Raw genomic sequence first — 20,816 nt, 5'->3', positions numbered from 1 at the left:
CGAATAAACTTTTCAACATGATACAAGTACATAATCTTTCAAAAACATATAACGCAACAACGGTTTTAAAAATAGATAATCTTGAGATTCCAAAAGGGCAAAGCTTTGGTTTAGTAGGCAATAACGGTGCAGGAAAAACCACTTTTTTCAGTTTATTATTAGATTTGATTCAACCTTCATCAGGAAGTATAACAAACAACGGCGTTCAAGTAAATACAAGCGAAAACTGGAAGCCTTTTACCGCTTCTTTTCTTGATGAAAGTTTTTTAATAGGGTATTTAACTCCAGAAGAATATTTTTATTTTATTGGAGATTTAAGAGGACAAAATAAAGCTGATGTAGATGCACTTTTATTAAAACATGAAGAATTTTTTAATGGAGAAATTCTAAAAAACAAAAAATATTTACGTGATTTATCTAAAGGAAATCAGAAAAAAGTAGGCATCATCGCCACATTAATTGGAAACCCTGAAGTGATCATTTTAGATGAGCCTTTCGCTAATTTAGATCCAACTACAGTAAATAGGTTAAAAATAATAATTAAAGAATTGGCTGAAAACCCAAATGTAACAGTGTTAGTTTCCAGCCATGATTTACTTCATACGGTTGAGGTTTGCAATAGAATTGTGGCTTTGAATAAAGGCGAAGTAGTAAAAGATATTCAAACTTCTAAAGAAACATTGCAAGAACTAGAAACATTTTTTGCGGTTTAATAGCAATTGGTTTTCAATATATTCAAAATAAAACATTTTAAAAATAGCAGACCTAACACTTGCTTTCTCAAAAAGAAACGTATTTTTACCAGTCATTATACTAAATTTGCCTTTTAAAAGTTTTAAGAATAAAACCGTTTTACATTGAAAACCACTTCACTAAAATATTATTCAGTTTTAATCGTCATTGTGCTTTTGATTGCTTGCTCTACTAAAAAAGACACTTTTTTATCTAGAAATTCGCATGCTTTAAGTACAGAATACAATATTTTATACAATGGTGGAGTAGCTTTAGATAAAGGAATCCTCGATTTAAAAGCACAATACAAAGACAATTTTTGGGAACGATTGCCCATAGAAAGAATGCAAATTAACAAAGAGGCTATTCTTCCTGGACAAACCGCTGCAAACCCTAATTTTGAAAGGGCTGAAACTAAAGCCATAAAAGCTATTCAAAAACATTCTATGAATATTGCTGGCTCAGAGAGAAATCCTCAAATAGATGAAGCGCACTTAATGCTAGGAAAAGCGAGGTATTATGATCAAAGATTTGTTCCCGCTTTAGAAGCCTTCAATTATATTCTATACAAATACCCAAATAGTGATAAGATTTATGAAGCTAAAGTATGGAGAGAAAAAACCAATATCCGAATGGATAACGATGCTTTAGCGGTAAAAAATCTCAACAAACTTCTTAAGGAAATCAAATTTAAAGATCAAATTTTTGCTGATGCTAATGCCATTTTATCTCAAGCATTTTTAAATCTTGAGCAAAAAGACAGTGCAATTGCTAAATTAAAATTAGCTAAAGCGTTTACGAAACAAAAAGAAGAAAAGGCAAGATATCATTTTATTTTAGGGCAATTATATGAAGAATTAGGTTATAAAGACAGTGCTTTTGCAGAATTTCAAGCCATTATTGAAATGAAAAGAAAAGCAGCCAAACAATATGTTATTCAAGCTCATGCCAAGCAAGCCCAACAATTTGATTTTGAAAAAGGAGATACGGTAGCTTTTCTTAAAAATTTCAACTATTTGCTAAAAGACAGAGAAAACAGACCCTTTCTTGATGTTTTAAATCATCAGTTGGCTTTGTTTTATGATAAAAGAAACAAACACGACATTGCTAAAAAGTATTATAATAGTTCTTTAAAAACGAAATCGCAAGATCAATATCTAGTTGCCTCAAACTATAGAAATATCGCGGATATTTACTTTAAAAAAGCCAAATATGTAACGGCAGGAAAATACTTTGACAGCACTTTAGTGGAACTAAATGCTAGATCTAGAGAGTTTAAAGCGATAAAAAAGAAAAGAGAAAATTTAGTTGATGTAATAAAATATGAAGGTGTTGCGACACGAAACGACAGTATTATAAATGTTTACTTTTTATCAGATAAAGAAAAAGTTACTTATTATGAAAATTATATTATTCAATTAAAAAAAGAAGAAGAGGCTAAAAAACTTTTAAAGGAAAAAGAAGAGAAACAAAATGAAAATCAAGCAGGTCTAGAAGGACAAGACCCTGTAGACTCAAACGGTAGAGCGCTAAGCAGAAATAAATCGGAGCCTGAAAGAAACGCTTTAGCTCCTCCATCTGACAGAAGTACATCTAAATCATTTTCTCAAAGTAATTTCTATTTTTACAATCCAACAACAGTGGCTTTTGGTAAAAATGAGTTTAGAAAAAAATGGGGTAATCGTCCACTAAAAGAAAATTGGCGTTTATCATCGGCAACAGCAATTAAAGAAAACACTAACGATGAAGATGTTGCTCAAGACAGTATTGCCGAAAATTCTAAAGTAGATAAAATAGAGGAAAAGTATATTCCTGATTTTTACATCAAACAGCTTCCGAAATCGCAAACCGAAATTGACAGTATTGCTAAAGAACGCAATTTTGCGTATTATCAATTAGGAAGTATTTACAAGGAAAAGTTTAAAGAATACAAATTAGCAGCCAACAAATACGAGCAACTTTTGTTAAACAAACCAGAAGAACGCTTGGTGCTTCCTAGTATGTACAATTTATTTAAAATATACGAAATAATCGATGTCGAGAAGGCTTTGGCTATGAAAAACAGAATTATTTCTCAATTTCCAAATTCTAGATACGCTCAAATTATTGGAAAAACAGAAGCCGCAACTGCTGATTTAACCGAAACGCCTTCAGAAAATTATAATAGATTATACAAATTAGTAGAAAGTGGCGATTATAAAACGGTTTTATCAGAATCTGAAAAAGCAATAAATCAGTATACAGGAGAAGAAGTTGTTCCTAAATTTGAATTGTTAAGAGCATTTATGATAGGAAGAATAAAAGGGCTAGATGAATTTAAAAAAGCGTTGAATTTTGTAGCATTAAATTATCCAAATGATGATGAAGGCAAACGTTCAGAATTATTATTAGCAACCGATGTGCCTAAATTCGAAAGTTTACGATTTTATCAAGCAAAACCTTTGGGCTGGAAAATTCTATATAAGGCTAATGGTCTAGAGGATAAAAACACAATTCAGTTACAAGATAAAATTAAAAAATTTATAACAGACAGAGATTTTGCAAAAATTAAAATGTCGTTTGATTTGTATACAACAGATAAAAATTTCATCGTCATTCATGGCATGAAAACCGAAGAATATGCTAACGGAATTGCTTCTATTTTAAAAGAGTTTAAAGAGTATAAAGTGCAAGACAAAGCCTATATTATTTCAAGTGATAATTATAAGATAGTTCAAATTAAGAAAAATTTCGAAGAATATTTAAATACAGATCCTTTGGCGCCAGTGGTTCCAGTTCCAGTAGAGCAAAGCCAACGTTCAAATCCAAATCCAAATTCGAACCTGAACCCAATTCAAAATCCAGATTTAAACCAATTTAATCCAGACGAGGGCAATATTCCACCACCTGAAATGGGCGAACAAGATGCTCTAGAAGGCGATGATTCTATTTTAAACATGCTGCCTCCAAGTGTTCCAGAGGATGAAATTGATCCGTCACAGGAAATACCAGCTATACCAAAACCATAAAACGAAAACAATGTTTGATAAAAATCCGAAATCATATACCGATTTGTTAGGGAAAACCAACAGAATAGTTGAAGGAACTACCATTCATGGCGATATTGTGTCACCTGCAGATTTTAGATTAGACGGTCATTTAGTGGGTAATTTTCAATCGAAAGGCAAAATTGTAATTGGACCAGCAGGAAGTATAAAGGGAGATATTAGTTGTAAAAATGCTGATATCGAAGGGCGATTTGAAGGGAAAATACAAGTAGTAGAAATCCTAAATATAAAATCGANGCTGAATTTAGCGCCACTTGTGTAATGAAATCCAATGTGAAAACACCAATTACAAATGACGTTCAAGAAAGACCCGAAGAAAAGAACTAAAAATAAGTGGTTAGCGCTTATAAATATACCAATACAAATGGGAGTAATCGTTTTTGGGTTTTCTTACTTAGGGAATCGGCTTGATGAAAAATACCCAAACCCAAATGATATTTATGTCAAAATACTAACTTTAGCAGGAGTTGCACTTTCTTTCTACAACATCAACAGACAGCTAAAAGACATCAATAAATCTTCTGATGAATAATGATACAATTAAAAAACTACCAACCCATTTTAGAGTTAACAATAGTCTCAACTGTTATTTTTCTTATTCATAAATTGTTTTTTTTTATAAAAAGAAATAATCCAAGTTTTCACTATTCAATAGAAACCGTTTACTTTTTCTTTTTTGTCTGTTCCTTAATATTACTTTTTATTCTTATTCTAGTCAAATCTAAGAATATAGATAATGTAGGATATACCTTTCTCTTAATCACTTGTAGTAAAATGGCGATTGCCTATATTGTTCTTTTGCCTATTTTGAATGCTGACACAAAGAGTGTCGCAATAGAAAAAATTAACTTTTTTATCGTTTTTGCTTTGTTTTTAGCAATAGAAACCATTATTACGATAAGAATAGTAAATAATAATTGATAAAACTCTTGTAAATCATCAATTTCATCAAAAAAAAACTTTTATCTCTTTTTCAATAATAAGAAAAGATGTACCTTTGCACCAAATTTCAGAAAGTAATATTTAAGTTAATTGATTGACTATGGTGTTTTCGAATAAAGCTACAAAATTCATATTATTATTAACACTTGTTTTTGCTCCAATTCTTGGATTTGCAAACGCATCAGATGACTTACCAGTAAAATCTGAAATTCAAGTAGATGCTCACTCAACTCAAGCTAATCATGAAGAACATTCTGAACCAACAGATATAAAAGCTAAAATTGATGCCTACAAGCAACATCACGTTTTAGATGCGCATGAATTTTCTTTATTTGAAGACGAAGCAACTGGAGCACATTACGGGTTTCCTCTGCCAATTATATTATGGGATAATGGAGTTGAAATTTTTTCTTCATCAAAGTTCGAACACGGTCACGCAGTTGCTGAGTCAAACGGTAATTATTATAAATTAGGTCACGACGAAAAAATATACAAAACCGATGCTTCCGGAACCATGACAGGCGATGAGCATCATCCTACAAACATAAAACCATTAGATTTTTCTATCACAAAAAACGTATTATCAATTATGATTGTCGCTTTTTTAATGTTTTTTGTGTTTTCAAGCTTGGCTAAAACCTATGCTAAAAACGGAGGAATTTCATCTGGAGTAGGACGTTTCTTCGAGCCTATAGTTTTGTATGTTAGAGATGAAATAGCTATTCCAAATATTGGCGAGAAACACTATAAAAAGTACATGAGTTTCTTGTTGACAGTATTTTTCTTTATTTGGTTTTTAAATATTTTCGGATTAACACCACTAGGTATTAACGTTACAGGTAACATCGCAATTACATTTGGATTGGCGGTAGTTACTTTTATTATTACAAATATAACGGCAAACAAAAATTATTGGGGGCACATTTTCTGGATGCCAGGTGTTCCAATTCCAATGAAGATAATACTAGCTCCTATAGAGTTATTAGGAATATTTATCAAACCATTTGCATTAATGATTCGTTTGTATGCAAATATGATTGCAGGACACATAGTAGTGATGAGTTTGCTCGCTTTAATTTTTATTTTCAAAAATATTGGCATGGGTGCATTTTCATTAATATTAACGTTTATAATTTCAGTTATCGAAATATTAGTTGCGGCATTACAAGCTTATATTTTTACTATGTTAGCTGCTTTGTATTTTGGTTCTGCTGTAGAGGAGCACCATCATGATGAGGCACATCATTAAAACGTTAGAAATTAGAAATACGAAGTTAGAAATTATTTCTAACCTCTAAATTCTGACCTCTAATATCAATTTGAATGTTTAATTTTTAATACATATTTTTATGGAAATTCCTAAAATCGTTGGAGCAGGATTAGTAGTTATTGGTGCAGGTATTGGTATTGGTAGAATCGGTGGTTCTGCAATGGATGCAATCGCTCGTCAACCTGAAGCTACTGGAAAAATTCAAACAGCTATGCTTATTGCAGCTGCGCTTATTGAAGGTATTGGTTTCGCAGCTTTGTTTGCTGTAAACTAGAAAAAAACAAAAAGCTGTAACGGTTGGTTACAGCTTTTGTTTAAAATTTAAATTTACATTATACGCTATATATTATGGAAAAGTTAATAAATGATTTTTCGTTCGGATTGTTCTTCTGGCAAACTTTAATTTTTGTAGGATTGATTTTCCTATTGAAAAAATTTGCATGGAAACCAATTCTTGATGCCGTAAACGAAAGAGAAGAAGGAATTAAAAGCGCCTTGCTTTCTGCTGAAAATGCTAAGAAAGAAATGCAAAACCTTCAGGCTGACAATCAACGTATTTTGCAAGAAGCAAGATTAGAGCGTGATTCATTACTAAAAGATGCACGCGAGATCAAAGACAAAATGATTGCTGATGCTAAAAACGAAGCACAGGCTCAAGGGCTAAAAATGATTGAACAAGCTAAAGCGTCTATTGAAAGTGAAAAAAATGCTGCAATGGCTGAATTGAAATTGCAAGTTTCTTCATTATCATTAGCAATTGCTGAAAAAGTATTAAAAGAGGAACTGTCTAACAAAGAAGCTCAAACTAAATTAGTAGAGAAGATGTTAGGAGATGCTAAATTAAACTAATTATGGCAAGTACAAGAGCAGCAATTCGTTACGCAAAAGCCATTCTAGATATAGCAGCCTCTAAAAAGAGTGCCGACAAAGTGAATAGTGATATGATCTTAATTGCATCTACATTAAAAAGTAATGTCGAATTAGATTCTTTTATTCAAAGCCCAACGATAAAAGTTGAAGTTAAAGAAAGCGCCCTTTTAGAAGTTTTTGCAAATGCAAATGCAGTAACTAAGAGTCTTTTTCATTTATTATTTGAAAACAAAAGATTTGAAATTCTTGGTGCTGTTGCCTCAGAATACAACAAATTATTTGATGCCATGAATGGTGTAGAAGTAGCCCAAGTAACTACTGCTATTCCTATGGATTCGGCTTTAGAAGTTAAGGTTTTAGCAAAAATAGCCACCTTTTCAGATAAAAAAATTACAATTGAAAACACCATAGATGCTTCAATTATTGGAGGATTTATTTTAAAAATAGGCGACAAGCAGTATAATGCTTCAGTTGCTAACCGATTAAAAGTATTAAAAAGAGAATTAAGTAACTAGTTATTTATAAATAATTATGGCGGATATTAAACCTGCTGAAATTTCAGCAATATTAAGAAAGCAAGTAGAAGGTTTTGAATCTGGTGCTACTTTAGAAGAAGTAGGATCAGTTCTAAACGTTGGAGATGGTATTGCTCGTGTTTACGGGTTATCAAATGTTCAATATGGTGAATTAGTAGAGTTTGAAAACGGTTTAGAAGGAATCGTTTTGAATCTTGAAGAAGACAATGTTGGGGTTGTACTTTTAGGACCATCAACAGGAATCAAAGAAGGTTCAACTGCAAAAAGAACACAACGTATTGCTTCTCTTAAAACAGGTGAAGGAATGGTAGGTCGTGTAGTAAACACTCTTGGTTTTCCTATAGATGGAAAAGGACCAATTGGTGGAGAATTATTCGAAATGCCATTAGAAAGAAAAGCTCCTGGAGTAATCTTCCGTCAACCCGTTACTGAACCTTTACAAACAGGAGTAAAAGCAGTTGACGCAATGATTCCAGTAGGTCGTGGTCAACGTGAGCTAGTTATTGGTGACCGTCAAACAGGGAAATCAACTGTTTGTATTGATACCATTTTGAATCAAAAAGAATTTTACGATGCTGGAAAACCAGTATTCTGTATTTATGTTGCTATTGGACAAAAAGCTTCAACGGTAGCAGGAATTGCAAAAATGTTAGAAGAAAAAGGGGCAATGGCTTATACTATTATAGTAGCTGCCAATGCTTCTGATCCAGCTCCTATGCAAGTATATGCTCCTTTCGCAGGTGCTGCAATTGGAGAATATTTTAGAGATTCAGGTCGTCCTGCGTTAATTGTTTATGATGATTTATCAAAGCAAGCGGTAGCATATCGTGAGGTTTCTCTTTTATTAAGAAGACCACCGGGACGTGAGGCATATCCTGGAGACGTTTTTTACTTACACTCTCGTTTATTAGAAAGAGCTTGTAAAGTAATTGCCGATGACGGAATTGCAAAAAACATGAACGATTTACCAGATTCTTTAAAAGGAATCGTGAAAGGTGGAGGTTCATTAACAGCACTACCAATCATCGAAACTCAAGCTGGTGACGTTTCTGCATATATTCCAACAAACGTAATCTCGATTACTGACGGACAGATTTTTCTTGATGGAGATTTGTTCAATTCAGGAGTTCGTCCAGCAATTAACGTAGGTATTTCGGTATCTCGTGTGGGTGGAAATGCTCAAATTAAATCAATGAAAAAAGTTGCAGGTACATTAAAATTAGATCAAGCACAATTCCGTGAATTGGAGGCGTTTGCTAAATTTGGTTCTGATTTGGATGCCGTTACTTTAAATGTAATTGAAAAAGGAAGAAGAAATGTTGAAATCTTGAAACAAGGTTTAAACTCTCCTTATACAGTTGAAGATCAAGTTGCTATTATCTATGCTGGTTCAAAAAACTTATTGAAAAGTGTTCCTGTAAATAAAGTTAAAGAATTTGAGAAAGATTTCTTAGAATACTTAAACAACAAACACAGAGATACTCTTGATGCTTTGAAAGCAGGAAAATTAGACGATAAAATTACAGATGTAATCGAATCAGCAGCTAAAGAAATCTCAGCAAAATACAACTAAGTGGGATTTTGGAAGTTAGAAATGGGAAGTTATATACCATTTCTAACTTCTAACCTCTAACTTCTAACTTTTAACTTTATATGGCAAACTTAAAGGAAATCCGTAATAGAATTACTTCCGTTTCATCGACGATGCAAATCACATCGGCAATGAAAATGGTTTCTGCAGCAAAACTGAAGAAAGCACAAGATGCAATTACAGCCATGCGTCCTTATGCCGAAAAACTAACGGAATTATTACAAAATCTTTCGGAAACTCTTGACAGTGATGTAGGAGGCGATTTTACTACACAACGTGAAATTAAAAAAGTATTAGTTGTTGCCATAACTTCAAACAGAGGTTTGTGTGGTGCTTTTAATTCTAATGTAATTAAGGAAGTAAAAAACCGTGCGGCATTTTATGCAGGGAAACAAGTTGATGTTTTTGCTATAGGTAAAAAAGGAAACGATATTTTAACTAAAACGTTAAAAGTTGTAGACAATCAAAGCGCAGTTTTTGATGATTTGACTTTTGATAATGTATCGAAAATTGCCGAATTGTTGACTCAAAAATTTGTTTCAGGCGAATACGATAAAATCGAATTGGTTTACAATCAGTTTAAAAACGCCGCTACTCAAATTATTCAAACAGAACAATTTTTGCCTTTAGCACCAATCGTTTCGGATAAGGTAGCTTCAACAGGGGATTATATTTTTGAACCTTCAAAAGAAGAAATCTTGTTGACTTTAATTCCAAAATCATTACGTACACAATTATACAAAGGCATTCGAGATTCATTTGCTTCTGAACATGGAGCGCGTATGACCGCTATGCATAAAGCGACAGACAACGCAACTGAATTGAGAGACCAATTGAAATTGACGTATAACAAAGCACGTCAAGCCTCTATAACTAACGAAATATTAGAGATTGTAGGTGGTGCAGAAGCATTGAAAGGATAGTTAGAAAATTAAATACTGTTTAAAAAAGCCAACTTTGAAAGTCGGCTTTTTTATTTTGATTTCATTAAATAATATATTAAGTAGTCATAAAATTCAGCATCTTCTTGAATGCTTTTGTCATAGGTATTTCCACCATGATGACCTAAATTCTTCTTGGTAATTAGATAAATTGGATTTTTTTGAGCTTCTCTATTTTGTAAAGAAGCTGCAAATTTATAGGAGTGAAGTGGAGGGACCCTGTCATCATTGTCAGCTGTAAAAATAATGGTAGTGGGATAGTTTACCTCGTTGCTTATTTTCTGTAAAGGTGAATATTTTAGTATTGAATTAAATTCCGATTCAATTTCAGGATTACCAAATTCATCAAGATGGTATTTACCTACGGTATATTTGTGAGCATTAATCATATCAAATACTCCCACTTTAGGCATTACTAACTTATACAAATCGGGTCTCTCGATTAGAGCATAACCTACAACTAATCCCCCATGTGAACCACCTGTAATGGCTAATTTTTTTGGATTTGTATATTTTTCTTTAATCAAGAATTCAGAAGCATCAATAAAATCATTTAAGCCCTTAATTTTATTTAAACCACTACCATTTTTATGCCATTCTGCACCTTTTTCACCGCCACCTCTTATTTCAGCATACACATAAATACCACCTTTATCTATAAAATTCAATAAAGAATTATCATACTTAGCAGATTTGATTATACCAAAACCACCATATGCTTCTAAAAGACATGGATTGTTTCCATCTAGATTTATATTTTTTTTGTAAAGTATTTTAATTGGAATGTCAATATTTTCTCGATTTTTAAAGCTAATACATTTTATTTCAAAATCTTCAGATAAGTAAACAATTTCTTCATTTGGATTAAGGAGAGTAGCTTTAGTTCCTGATATATTTATTTTAAAATTTTTTTTAGGATTCGTATATGAAGCAATATCAAAATAAAGTTCATTTTTTTCTTCATCAAAATCTCTAAAATTTATATTCGCTCCAATAGGGGATTCAATTTTTTTTATAAAATTACCTTCATAATCATAAACGGACAAATATGTTTTAGTCTCGGATTTATAGTTGCAAATTAAGTACTTATCTGTAAAATTGGTATTTGTAAGGAGATTATTATAAAATTGAGGAATAATTTGTTTGTCATCTATTTTATTGTTTAAATCAAAAGAGCGAACCTCACCCCAATTATAGTTTTTTGACGAATAAAATATTCTTCCTTTATAATAATTAATGAATCCAAATGAATTAATCGAGTCTTTGTAAAATTGTACAAACTCAATTTTAGATTTATTTAAATCTGAAAAATAATATTTTTTTGTATTATTGAGAGTGTTTTTTTCAATCAAAAAGAATATTGCTTTATTATTAAAAAAATCAACTTCAGTATTTTCATTTACACCATCAAAAAGTAATTCATCATCTTTTTGATTTGTATTCAGCTTATGATAAAACACTTTAAAAGTTGAATCTTTAGCAAAGCGACTCTTATTAGTATTTAATTTATAAAACACACCTTCATCTTTATTCCAAGAAATATTAGAAAATTTAATGTTTAATAAACTATCATTAATGATTTCATTTTTGTTTAAATCTACAAACCGCACTTCAAGTTTATCACTTCCGTTGATTCTCAACGAACATGATAAATATTTTGAATTCATTGATGTTGAAATATCGTCTATGGTTACATTTTTATTTGGATAAATTTTGTTTGGGTTAAATACTTCTTCAAAATTTGAATTAGAATTTCTTTGTAAAAATAAAAGGGGAGATTTTTTTGGATTAATAGACGAGAAATAATATTTTAAACCTATAGTACTTATAGGAACTTGACTAGTTGTAGCTGAATTGTATATTTTCAGTTTATTAATTGTAGACACTTTTTTTTTAACTGTCGAATAGTTTTCTTCGGCAAATTTATTTTGTTTTTCTACCCAATTTTTAACCTCTTCTGAATCAATATTTTCTAACCAAGTATAATCATCTTGATAAGAAATATTATGTTTTGTAATTGTCGTAGGTGTTTTTTTAGTTGTAGGAAATTGTTGTGAAAAAGAGGATATGGCAAATAAAAAAGACAATAAGGTGTATATGATTTTTCTCATGGTTATAATTTATCAGGCTACTGACAAATATAAATGAAATCTTTAAAAATAATAGGATGAACGTAATAAAGATATTTTCTTTTTTAAATCAAATTAATTCATTGATTAATGTCCTTTTCTGAAAGAAAAATGAATCCAAATTAAAATTATAAGTAAAAAAAAATGATTGCACAATCAATTTAGGTCAATAACCAAAGAATTGGTTATTTTTGTAAATAACAACAAGTCAACAATTTTGGGATTATATAAAAAACTTTTTAAACAAACTGCTATTTACGGACTCGCAACTGTATTGCCGAGAATGTTTAGTTTTTTATTGGTACCGCTCTATACCGATTTATTGCCAAAAGCCGAATACGGAAAAGTATCCATCATTTTTGCATGGATGATATTTTTTAATGTTATCCTATCCTACGGAATGGAAACGGCCTTTTTTCGATTTTACAATAATGAAACCAATAAAAAAAAGGTTGTTGAAACCGCAACAGTTTCTATCTTCTGGTCTACAATTTTCTTTTTAATTGTTGCATTGTTATATAGAAACACTTTAAGCAATTGGTCAGGAATAGAGGCACAATACATTATCTATACCATTTGGATTTTAGTTCTCGACGCCTTAGTAATTGTTCCTTTTTCAAAACTTAGAGCTACTCAAAAACCCATGATTTATGCCATAATTAAGATAGGAAATGTAGTTTTAAATCTTACTTTGAGTGTTTTCTTTTTATTGTTTTTACCTAAAATAGCAATCGCTAATCCGAATGGTTTTTTAAGTACATTATATATCGAAAATTTTCAAGTAGGATATATTTTTATTGCTAATGTACTATCAAGTTTAGCAACATTTGTAGTGCTATCCCCAAGTTATTTACAAATAAATTGGGATTTCGATTTTGATTTATGGAAAAAAATGATGCGTTACGGATTACCCATTATGATTGCAGGAATAGCTTTCGCCATCAACGAGCAGTTCGATAAAATTTTATTAGGAAAATTATTGCCAGCCAATATCGCCGAAGCCCAAGTTGGTGTCTATTCTGCTTGTTATAAACTCGGCTTATTTATGGTGTTGTACAGAACGGCTTATACCTTAGGGATCGAACCATTCTTCTTTAGTCATGCCGCAAATGAAAATGCACCACAAACCTACGCTACAGTAACTAAATATTTTGTCATTTTCGGCTCTTTCATTTTATTAGCTGTAATCGTTTTTGCCGATGTCTTAAAGGTAGTAATGATTCGTGATGCGTCCTATTGGGAAGCCATGAAAGTAGTTCCATTAATAATCTTAGCCAATTTTTTCTTAGGAATTTATACCAATCTTTCCGTTTGGTACAAACTCATCGATAAAACCTATATAGGAGCTTATATTTCAATATTTGGTGCTATCATAACATTAGCGCTTAATTTTTTATTAATTCCAACCATGAGTTATTACGGTTCTGCCATTGCTACCATTGTAGCCTACGGGAGCATGATGTTTACCTCCTACTATTTTGGAAACAAATACTATCCTATTCCTTATGATATCAAAAAAATAGCAAGTTATCTAGTTGTTTCAATAGGCTTTTCAATACTCTCATTTTATGTTTTTAGGGAGAATTATTTTGTTGGAATACCATTATTAATTTTATTTTTGTATTTCATATATCACAACGAAAAAGAAATCTTAAACCGAATTTTAAAACGTAAAAATAATTAGAAGCTATTTCCTGCTGTTCACTATATCTTTTCCTGCTTAAAGAAAGCAGAAAAAGGATGCCGTTTCCATCAGGGCTAAATATAAATTCCAACAATGACCATAAAAATCATCAATAAATCGCAACACGCTTTACCAAATTACGAAACCAATGCCTCAGCAGGAATGGATTTGCGTGCCAATATATCCGAAGCAATACTATTAAAACCATTAGAACGAGCTATTGTAAAAACGGGGCTTTTTATAGAACTTCCAATTGGTTACGAAGCGCAAGTACGACCTAGAAGTGGCTTGGCAGCAAAAAAAGGAATTACAGTTCTCAATTCCCCTGGCACAGTCGATGCTGATTATCGAGGAGAAATTGGAGTGATTTTAGTAAATTTATCCAATGAAGAATTCATCGTTGAAAACGGCGAAAGAATTGCCCAACTTATTATCGCTAAACACGAACGAGCAGAATGGATAGCAGTACAAGAACTATCCGAAACTGACAGAGGAGAGGGCGGTTTTGGAAGTACTGGAGTGAAATAAGAATTTAGATTTCAGTCTAAAATTTCAATTTGGTAGTCATAAATAGTTTAAAACCTTTAGAAATCGGCTAAATCCTTTTAATCTAAGTTTAATAATAACAAATTAAAACCTTCGTGAACTTTGCGAAAAACTTTGTGAACTTTGCGGTTAAAAATAATAAAACATGAAAATAATAGTACCAATGGCTGGACGTGGATCCAGATTAAGACCTCACACATTAACAGTTCCAAAACCATTAATTCCAATTGCCGGAAAGCCAATCGTACATCGATTAGTTGAAGATATTGCTGGTGTATTGAATCAAGATATTGAAGAAGTAGCTTTTATTATTCATGAAAGCTTTGGCAAAAAAGTTGAAGAAGAGTTACTAGCAATAGCAAAAAAATTGGGTTCTAAAGGAACCATATACTATCAAAATGAAGCTTTAGGTACAGGTCATGCTATTATGTGTGCCAAAGATTCCTTAAGCGGACCTGCCGTTATTGCTTATGCCGATACATTAATTCGTGCCAATTTTGATTTAGATAAAACCGCCGATAGTGTAATTTGGGTTAAACAAGTAGATCAACCTGAAGCTTTTGGTGTTGTCAATCTAAACGACGCCAATGAAATAATCGAATTAGTAGAAAAGCCAAAAGACTTTGTGTCAGACCTTGCTGTTATAGGTATTTATTACTTTAAAGACGTTGCAGTTTTAAAAAATGAACTTCAATTAGTAATAGACAACAACATTATAAATGGTGGAGAGTATCAAATTAATGACGGAATTAAGCAAATGATGGCAAAAGGCATGAAATTTGTACCAGGTGAAGTAGACGAATGGATGGATTGCGGCAATAAAAACGTAACCGTAGAAACCAACGGTAGATTATTAGGATTTCTTCAAGCTGATGGACAAAATTTAGTATCTAATTCGGTTGTTTGTGAACATTCTACAATTATTCAGCCGTGTTTTATAGGAGAAGATGTTATTTTGATGAATGCTACTGTAGGCCCAAATGTATCTTTGGGTAATGGATGTCACGTAGTAGACAGTACAATTAAAAATAGTTTGGTACAAAACCATTCTCATATAAAAAATGCGACTTTAGACAATGCTATGATTGGAAGTCATGCTAGTTTTGATGGCAATTTTACAAGTATTAGCATAGGTGATTATTCAGTATTAGAATAAAATTGATTTTTGTATCTTTCAGAAATAATGGTTTTTGCTCATAAAAATGAAAAAAAATGTTTTGATTTTCTTTTATTTCGGAATGTTTTTTCCAACCCTGCTTTTGGCTCAAACTGAGCCAAATGATATTGCATTGGCAAAAGATGAATTTCAGGATTCGTTTTATGAATCCTTATTGCAAAAAGGAATCGAAAATTACGACAAAGCGATTACAGCCTTAGAAAAATGTCAAAAATTGCAACCTAACAATGCAACGATTTTCTTTGAATTCGGTAAAAATTATTTGGCGCAAAAACAATACGTAAAAGCATATAGTTCTTTTGAAAAAGCTACTCAAATCGACCCGAAAAATAAATGGTTTTGGGTAGGAATGTACGACGTTTGTTATGAAACAAAAGATTACAATCAAGCTATAATTATTGTAATCAAACTAATCGAATTTAAAAAAGAATACAAAGAAGATTTAGTTTCTCTTTATATGAATACACAACAATTCGATAAGGCTTTAAACTTGATAAATGAATTGAATGAAACGGTTGGAAAATCGGAAATGAGAGACAATTATAAGTTGCAAATTTTAAGAGAATCCAAGTATCAAAATTCCGAAAAAGACAATTTAATTGCTCAAATAAAGAAGTTTCCAAAAGAAGAATCCAATTATATAGCTTTGATTTATTTATATTCAGAAAGCAATCAGGAGGAAAAAGCACTAGAAATTGCTAAAAAGTTAGAAACTGAAATTCCAACATCGAGCTGGGCACAAGTAAGTCTTTTTAAATTTCATTTAAACAATAATGATGGTGCAAATGCAGTTAAAGCTATGAATATTGTTTTGGAAAGTAAAAATATAGATCAGAAAATTAAACATCGAATATTGAATGAGTTTTTAATTTTCATAAATAACAAACCTCAATTCGATACTGATTTAGAAAAAGCAATTGCTTATTTTGATACTGACACAGCAGTAAAAGTAGCTTTAGAAATAGGAAAGTTTTATCACAATAAGAAAGATTGGGACAAAGCAATCAAGTATTATGAAAAGCATTTAAATACAAATTCAGAAGATTTTGCAACCCAAATTCTTTTATTTGAAGTGTATACTCAGAAAATGCAATTTGATGTTTTAGCTAAGAAAGCAGAAGATTTAATAGAGATTTTTCCATTGCAACCTCAATTTTATTACTTTGCAGGACTGGCCAATAATCAATTGCAAAAATTTAAAAAGGCTTCAAGTTTACTCGAAATGGGATTGGATTATTTGGTAAATGATAAAGCGCTTCAAATTAATTTTTACATACAGCTGGGAGAAGCTTATAGCGGTTTAGGCGATGTGGTAAAGAAAGAAAGTTATTTTTCTAAAGCAGAAAAAATATTAAAAGAAAAGAATTAATGAAATCGCAATTAGCAAACCTTTTGCGCAAGCAAAAACATAGTAATAAAAGCGATAACATATATGACCATTTAAAAATTACTTTTACATATATGAAAAAACACAAAAGGATAGCGCATTTTAGTTTGGTCGTTTTTTTAAGTTCGCTAACACTTCTTTCCTGTAAATCTAAAGCAGTATTAGCTTCAGGAACAGCTAGTAATTCTTTGTCTTCAGATAAAATTATTGAGAAGCATTACGGCACTAAAGTAAATTTCTCTACGGTTTACATAAAGTCAAGTGCGCATTATGAGGATGGAAAACAATCGCAAAATGTAACCGCTGAGATAAAAATAAAGAAAGATGAATTGATTTTAATAAGTATTCGTTTTTTAGGAATAACCATGGCAAAAGCATTAATAACTCCATCAGAAGTAAAATATTACGAGAAAATTGGAGGCAAATTTTTTGACGGAAATTACTCGATATTAAGCAAACTTGTAGGCACCGATTTAGATTATCAAAAAGTACAAAACATGCTTATTGGTGAAGCTTTAGACAATTTAAAAGAATTAAAATATACTACCTCAATTGAAGATAAATGGTACAAATTAGAAAATAATTCAGACTCCAACACAAAAAAAACCTATTATTTTGAAGCTGAAAATTTCTTAATCAAAAAACAAGAAATAGCACAATACAGCCAAGAGAGAATGGTTAAAATTAGCTACCCCAGTCATTCAGAATTCAATAATATTGTATTCCCAATAGGACTAGTTATTGATGCACACCAAAAAAGCGAAAAAACAAATATTACAATAGATTACAATACAGTATCGTTTAATGAAGAACTTTCTTTTCCATATAGTGTCCCTGAAGGATATCAAAGAATTTTTATTAATTAGCTTTGCAAAAATTAAATAGTATGCCAAAATTTATTTTAAGTCTAATATTTTTAATGATAACTTCATTTTCATGGAGTCAATTAACGCCGCAAGAAAAATTAGAACAGCGTAAAGCACAAATTCTAAAAGAGATTAGAGAAAAAGAAGAGCAACTACAAAACGTTAAATCGAAAGAGAAAACAGTTGTCACTCAGTTAGCATTACAAACTGAAAAAATAAAATTGAAGGAAAAATTAATTAACACAACAGAGAAGCAGACCAAGCTTTTAAATAATGACATGTATATCAACCAAATCAATATCAATAGACTCAAAAAAGAGTTAGTAGTGTTGAAAGAAGATTATGCAAAGATGATTCTGAAATCCTATAAAAGTCGTTCAGAGCAAAGCCGAGCTATGTTTTTATTGTCGTCGGAGAGTTTTTTACAAGCGTATAAAAGAGCGCAATATATGAAGCAATATGCTAGTTATAGAAAAACGCAAGGACAAGAAATTCAACAAAAATCGGAAGAGTTATTGGTTTTTAACGATAAAATTGGAGTTCAAAAACAAGAAAAAGAAAAACTCTTAGAAGAAAAACAGAAAGAAAAAAATGAGCTTGAAAAAGAAAAACAAGTACAGCAAGAAATAGCAAAATCTATTAAAAAAGATAAAAAACAAATTACTGCCGAAATCAAGAAAAAACAACAAGAAACACGAGCAATCGATAATCAAATTGAAAAGTTAATAAAAGCTGCAATTGCAGCAGCTAATAAAAAAGCCGCAGAAGCCAACAGAAAAAAGGTTGAGACGAATAGAAAAGAAAATCCAACAAATACAAAAGTAGTATCAAAAGCTACTGAAATTGCAGAATCAAAAGCCATTGAAACATCTACAAAAATAGTTTTAACAACAGAAGGACAAATAGTAGCCAACAATTTCAAAGCCAATAAAGGAAGATTGCCATGGCCAGTAGAAAAAGGATTTGTTTCCTTGCCTTATGGAGACCAACCGCATCCCGTTTATAAAACTTTAATTGTTCACAATAGCGGTGTTGAAATTGCTACAGATCAAGGAGCGACTGCTAGAGCTGTTTTTGGCGGTGAAGTGATAAGCGTGATGATACTTTCGCCAGTAAATAAAGCAGTTATGATACAGCATGGAGATTATTTTACCGTTTATCAAAATTTAAGCAGTGTTAATGTCGCAAAAGGAGATAAAGTTTCAATTAAGCAAGCTTTAGGAAAAATTAGAACCAATGGCGATTCAGGAAAAACGGTGCTAAAGTTTACGATTTCTCAAAATACTACATATAATAATCCAGCGAGTTGGTTAAATAATATGTAGAGATAGGTTTAATGATCTATTCTATCATAATTTTAGCTGAAGATATTGTAAATAAAAGCAAACTTTAGTTTCATTTTCTATTTTTATTTGACTTAAAAAAAATAGAATTTATTTTACTAAAAAAAATCTTGATTTATTATTTTAAAAAATTATCTTTGCACTCTGAAAAAAGCACCCATTATATAAAAAATAATTAGATGTTTTTTACAAACCTAAAACGCTATTAAATAAATACATAAGCAATGTCAAAAGTAATCGGAAAAGTTGCACAAATCATTGGTCCAGTAGTTGACGTAGTTTTCAACGGTAAGGATGTTGAACTTCCAAAAATTTATGATTCATTAGAAATCACAAAAAAAGACGGTACTTTGTTAGTACTAGAAGTACAATCTCACATTGGTGAGAACACCGTTAGAACCATTTCTATGGACTCAACAGATGGTTTAAGCAGAGGCTATGAAGTAGTTGGAACAGGAAATCCTATCAAAATGCCAATTGGACCAGATGTTTACGGTCGTTTGTTCAACGTAATTGGAGATGCAATTGATGGTTTAGGTGAATTACCTAAAACAGGAGATAACGGATTGTCAATTCACAGACCGGCTCCAAGATTCGAAGATTTATCAACTTCATCAGAAGTTTTATTTACAGGTATTAAAGTAATCGATTTAATTGAGCCATATGCAAAAGGAGGAAAAATTGGATTGTTTGGTGGTGCAGGAGTAGGTAAAACAGTATTGATTCAAGAGTTGATTAACAATATTGCTAAAGGTCACGGTGGACTTTCTGTATTCGCAGGAGTAGGAGAAAGAACACGTGAAGGAAATGACTTACTTCGTGAGATGTTAGAGTCAGGAATTATAAAATACGGTGAGGAATTTATGCACTCTATGGAAAATGGAGGGTGGGATTTGTCTAAAGTAGATATGCCAGGAATGAGAGAGTCTAAAGCAACTTTCGTTTTTGGACAAATGAATGAGCCACCAGGAGCTCGTGCTCGTGTAGCACTTTCTGGATTGTCTATCGCTGAGTATTTCCGTGATGGTGCAGGATCAGATCAAGGGAAAGATGTATTGTTTTTCGTGGATAATATCTTCCGTTTTACACAAGCAGGTTCTGAGGTATCTGCACTTTTAGGTCGTATGCCATCTGCAGTAGGATACCAACCAACATTAGCAACCGAAATGGGAGCGATGCAAGAACGTATCACATCTACAAACAAAGGTTCAATTACATCTGTACAAGCGGTTTACGTTCCTGCGGATGACTTAACTGACCCGGCGCCAGCAACGACATTTGCTCACTTGGATGCTACAACTGTATTGTCTCGTAAAATTGCTGAGTTAGGTATTTATCCAGCGGTGGATCCGTTAGATTCTACTTCAAGAATTTTGACTCCACAAATTCTTGGTGATGATCATTATGATTGTGCGCAAAGAGTGAAAGAAATTCTTCAAAAATACAAACAATTGCAAGATATTATTGCGATTCTAGGTATGGAAGAATTATCAGAAGAAGATAAGCTATCAGTTTCTAGAGCGCGTAGAGTTCAACGTTTCTTGTCTCAACCGTTCCACGTTGCTGAGCAATTTACAGGATTAAAAGGGGTTTTAGTAGACATTAAAGATACCATCAAAGGATTTAATATGATAATTGATGGAGAACTAGATCACTTGCCAGAAGCGGCTTTCAACCTTAAAGGAACTATTGAAGACGCTATTGAAGCAGGAGAAAAAATGTTGGCAGAAGCGTAATATAAAGTTAGAGGATAGA

At 31.8% G+C, this 20,816-nt stretch carries 18 protein-coding genes; 17 read left to right on the top strand and 1 reads right to left on the bottom strand.

Annotated elements, in window-relative coordinates; all coding sequences use genetic code 11:
• The first annotated feature begins 17 nt into the window (after window positions 1-17).
• From ACFQ0S_RS11075 to atpG, 10 genes are all read left to right on the top strand, one after another.
• Window positions 18-713 (top strand): ABC transporter ATP-binding protein, encoded by a 696-nt coding sequence (locus tag ACFQ0S_RS11075; protein ID WP_379757660.1) that lies wholly within the window; start codon window positions 18-20, stop codon window positions 711-713.
• Window positions 714-857: 144 nt separating this feature from the next.
• On the top strand, window positions 858-3,740 hold the full coding sequence (porW, locus tag ACFQ0S_RS11070) for a type IX secretion system periplasmic lipoprotein PorW/SprE (RefSeq protein WP_379757657.1): 2,883 nt from the start codon (window positions 858-860) through the stop codon (window positions 3,738-3,740).
• Window positions 3,694-4,041, top strand: a complete 348-nt coding sequence (locus tag ACFQ0S_RS11065; RefSeq protein WP_449267405.1) for a bactofilin family protein — start codon at window positions 3,694-3,696, stop codon at window positions 4,039-4,041. The genes porW and ACFQ0S_RS11065 overlap by 47 nt, the downstream gene beginning before the upstream one ends.
• Before the next feature lie 30 nt (window positions 4,042-4,071).
• A complete protein-coding gene (locus ACFQ0S_RS11060; protein WP_379757651.1) occupies window positions 4,072-4,311 on the top strand; it encodes an AtpZ/AtpI family protein in 240 nt (79 codons plus the stop codon).
• Between the two features lie 510 nt (window positions 4,312-4,821).
• Window positions 4,822-5,970, top strand: coding sequence for a F0F1 ATP synthase subunit A (atpB, locus tag ACFQ0S_RS11055; protein WP_379757648.1), 1,149 nt, complete (start codon window positions 4,822-4,824; stop codon window positions 5,968-5,970).
• A 100-nt stretch (window positions 5,971-6,070) separates the two neighbouring features.
• The gene (gene atpE / locus ACFQ0S_RS11050) at window positions 6,071-6,265 is read left to right on the top strand and encodes an ATP synthase F0 subunit C (protein ID WP_379757645.1); all 195 of its coding nucleotides are present in this window, start codon (window positions 6,071-6,073) and stop codon (window positions 6,263-6,265) included.
• Between the two features lie 74 nt (window positions 6,266-6,339).
• Window positions 6,340-6,840: a F0F1 ATP synthase subunit B gene (locus tag ACFQ0S_RS11045; RefSeq protein ID WP_379757642.1), complete on the top strand. Its 501-nt coding sequence runs from the start codon at window positions 6,340-6,342 to the stop codon at window positions 6,838-6,840.
• A gap of 2 nt (window positions 6,841-6,842) precedes the next feature.
• Entirely contained in the window at window positions 6,843-7,376 is a 534-nt protein-coding gene (gene atpH, locus ACFQ0S_RS11040) for an ATP synthase F1 subunit delta (protein ID WP_379757639.1), read from the top strand.
• Between the two features lie 16 nt (window positions 7,377-7,392).
• Window positions 7,393-8,970 (top strand): F0F1 ATP synthase subunit alpha, encoded by a 1,578-nt coding sequence (gene atpA, locus ACFQ0S_RS11035; protein WP_379757636.1) that lies wholly within the window; start codon window positions 7,393-7,395, stop codon window positions 8,968-8,970.
• Between the two features lie 80 nt (window positions 8,971-9,050).
• The gene (gene atpG, locus ACFQ0S_RS11030) at window positions 9,051-9,911 is read left to right on the top strand and encodes an ATP synthase F1 subunit gamma (protein WP_379757633.1); all 861 of its coding nucleotides are present in this window, start codon (window positions 9,051-9,053) and stop codon (window positions 9,909-9,911) included.
• Window positions 9,912-9,961: 50 nt separating this feature from the next.
• Here atpG and ACFQ0S_RS11025 read toward each other — a convergent pair whose 3' ends face one another.
• Window positions 9,962-12,040, bottom strand: coding sequence for a prolyl oligopeptidase family serine peptidase (locus ACFQ0S_RS11025; protein WP_379757630.1), 2,079 nt, complete (start codon window positions 12,038-12,040; stop codon window positions 9,962-9,964).
• Between the two features lie 235 nt (window positions 12,041-12,275).
• On the opposite strand from ACFQ0S_RS11025, the gene ACFQ0S_RS11020 reads away from it, so the two are divergent.
• The 7 genes from ACFQ0S_RS11020 (at window position 12,276) to atpD (ending at window position 20,797) form a co-directional block, all read left to right on the top strand.
• Window positions 12,276-13,742, top strand: coding sequence for a lipopolysaccharide biosynthesis protein (locus ACFQ0S_RS11020; protein WP_379757915.1), 1,467 nt, complete (start codon window positions 12,276-12,278; stop codon window positions 13,740-13,742).
• Between the two features lie 93 nt (window positions 13,743-13,835).
• Window positions 13,836-14,270 carry a dUTP diphosphatase gene (dut, locus tag ACFQ0S_RS11015; RefSeq protein ID WP_379757627.1) on the top strand — a complete coding sequence of 145 codons (435 nt, stop codon included), beginning with the start codon at window positions 13,836-13,838 and terminating at the stop codon, window positions 14,268-14,270.
• Between the two features lie 163 nt (window positions 14,271-14,433).
• A complete protein-coding gene (locus ACFQ0S_RS11010) occupies window positions 14,434-15,444 on the top strand; it encodes a sugar nucleotidyltransferase (RefSeq protein ID WP_379757624.1) in 1,011 nt (336 codons plus the stop codon).
• Between the two features lie 46 nt (window positions 15,445-15,490).
• The gene (locus tag ACFQ0S_RS11005) at window positions 15,491-16,834 is read left to right on the top strand and encodes a tetratricopeptide repeat protein (protein ID WP_379757621.1); all 1,344 of its coding nucleotides are present in this window, start codon (window positions 15,491-15,493) and stop codon (window positions 16,832-16,834) included.
• A 92-nt stretch (window positions 16,835-16,926) separates the two neighbouring features.
• A complete protein-coding gene (locus tag ACFQ0S_RS11000; RefSeq protein ID WP_379757618.1) occupies window positions 16,927-17,718 on the top strand; it encodes a DUF4292 domain-containing protein in 792 nt (263 codons plus the stop codon).
• Between the two features lie 20 nt (window positions 17,719-17,738).
• Window positions 17,739-19,043 (top strand): murein hydrolase activator EnvC family protein, encoded by a 1,305-nt coding sequence (locus ACFQ0S_RS10995; protein ID WP_379757615.1) that lies wholly within the window; start codon window positions 17,739-17,741, stop codon window positions 19,041-19,043.
• A 242-nt stretch (window positions 19,044-19,285) separates the two neighbouring features.
• The gene (gene atpD / locus ACFQ0S_RS10990; RefSeq protein ID WP_379757612.1) at window positions 19,286-20,797 is read left to right on the top strand and encodes a F0F1 ATP synthase subunit beta; all 1,512 of its coding nucleotides are present in this window, start codon (window positions 19,286-19,288) and stop codon (window positions 20,795-20,797) included.
• The last annotated feature ends 19 nt before the right edge of the window (window positions 20,798-20,816 follow it).

It is taken from the genome of Flavobacterium myungsuense, assembly GCF_042677265.1.
Classification (GTDB): Bacteria; Bacteroidota; Bacteroidia; order Flavobacteriales; family Flavobacteriaceae; genus Flavobacterium; species Flavobacterium myungsuense.
Note: the sequence above shows the minus strand (reverse complement) of the source record. Positions and strands in the feature narration are given on the sequence as shown.

What these genes read in the sequence shown, in the direction of transcription:
- atpD (WP_379757612.1), top strand. Translation starts at nt 19,286, where the DNA reads ATGTCAAAAGTAATCGGAAAAGTTGCACAAATCATTGGTCCAGTAGTT.
- atpG (WP_379757633.1), top strand. Translation starts at nt 9,051, where the DNA reads ATGGCAAACTTAAAGGAAATCCGTAATAGAATTACTTCCGTTTCATCG.
- ACFQ0S_RS11025 (WP_379757630.1), bottom strand. Translation starts at nt 12,040, where the DNA reads ATGAGAAAAATCATATACACCTTATTGTCTTTTTTATTTGCCATATCC.
- ACFQ0S_RS10995 (WP_379757615.1), top strand. Translation starts at nt 17,739, where the DNA reads ATGCCAAAATTTATTTTAAGTCTAATATTTTTAATGATAACTTCATTT.
- atpB (WP_379757648.1), top strand. Translation starts at nt 4,822, where the DNA reads ATGGTGTTTTCGAATAAAGCTACAAAATTCATATTATTATTAACACTT.
- atpA (WP_379757636.1), top strand. Translation starts at nt 7,393, where the DNA reads ATGGCGGATATTAAACCTGCTGAAATTTCAGCAATATTAAGAAAGCAA.
- ACFQ0S_RS11005 (WP_379757621.1), top strand. Translation starts at nt 15,491, where the DNA reads ATGAAAAAAAATGTTTTGATTTTCTTTTATTTCGGAATGTTTTTTCCA.
- atpH (WP_379757639.1), top strand. Translation starts at nt 6,843, where the DNA reads ATGGCAAGTACAAGAGCAGCAATTCGTTACGCAAAAGCCATTCTAGAT.
- dut (WP_379757627.1), top strand. Translation starts at nt 13,836, where the DNA reads ATGACCATAAAAATCATCAATAAATCGCAACACGCTTTACCAAATTAC.
- ACFQ0S_RS11045 (WP_379757642.1), top strand. Translation starts at nt 6,340, where the DNA reads ATGGAAAAGTTAATAAATGATTTTTCGTTCGGATTGTTCTTCTGGCAA.
- ACFQ0S_RS11060 (WP_379757651.1), top strand. Translation starts at nt 4,072, where the DNA reads ATGACGTTCAAGAAAGACCCGAAGAAAAGAACTAAAAATAAGTGGTTA.
- ACFQ0S_RS11000 (WP_379757618.1), top strand. Translation starts at nt 16,927, where the DNA reads ATGAAAAAACACAAAAGGATAGCGCATTTTAGTTTGGTCGTTTTTTTA.
- atpE (WP_379757645.1), top strand. Translation starts at nt 6,071, where the DNA reads ATGGAAATTCCTAAAATCGTTGGAGCAGGATTAGTAGTTATTGGTGCA.
- ACFQ0S_RS11075 (WP_379757660.1), top strand. Translation starts at nt 18, where the DNA reads ATGATACAAGTACATAATCTTTCAAAAACATATAACGCAACAACGGTT.
- ACFQ0S_RS11010 (WP_379757624.1), top strand. Translation starts at nt 14,434, where the DNA reads ATGAAAATAATAGTACCAATGGCTGGACGTGGATCCAGATTAAGACCT.